The organism is Vibrio sp. Vb2131 (genome assembly GCF_033338535.1).
In the GTDB taxonomy this organism is placed as follows: Bacteria; Pseudomonadota; Gammaproteobacteria; order Enterobacterales; family Vibrionaceae; genus Vibrio; species Vibrio alginolyticus.
Map to the genome: position 1 here is coordinate 1 of NZ_JAWOSW010000136.1, position 555 is coordinate 555.

Below are 555 nucleotides of genomic sequence, written 5' to 3' on the forward strand. Positions count from 1 at the left end.
GGATGACGTCTATGTACCCTTCAGCATTCCAGTTTTTATATGCTTTACTGGCTCCTGGCACAATCAGTAGGTTGGGTTTGTCGCAAGAAACATGATTCTCTGCCCACTCTTTGTCTTGTGTGGAGTAGGAAAGTGCCCAGTCTAACTCATTGTTAGGGATGCCAATTTGATGAGCAAATGCCATCAAACCATCCGCCACGTGCAGAGATTGTGGTGAGGGAACTTTGACATTAGTGAATAGTGTTTGAAAATCTTGGCTTCTGTCAGATGAAAAACCAAGTTTGTATTTTGCCTTAATGCCCAAAGTCGCGACGCTCGCTCGAATCGCATATTGCATATGTAACAGAGCATCAAATTCTCGGCCCTTTAACTGTTTCCACAAGGCTTTATAGCCATCTAAACCAGCTTTTTTATCGAATACAATGACTTCGACCCCCTCAATAGCTGCTAGCAACTGAGCTTCTAACTTGCCAGTAATCCAAGTTATTTGCGTGGTTGGCCACTGTTTCTGGATTGCTTGTACAGTAGCGATGGTATTACACACATCTCCAATAG

Annotated in this window: 1 protein-coding gene; it reads right to left on the reverse strand. The window is 43.4% G+C overall.

Going from position 1 to position 555, the window contains the following annotated elements; all coding sequences use genetic code 11:
- A partial coding sequence (locus R7E38_RS23245) for a glycosyltransferase family 9 protein (RefSeq protein WP_318082204.1) occupies positions 1–553 on the reverse strand: 553 nt, incomplete at its 3' end.
- Between the last annotated feature and the right edge of the window lie 2 nt (positions 554–555).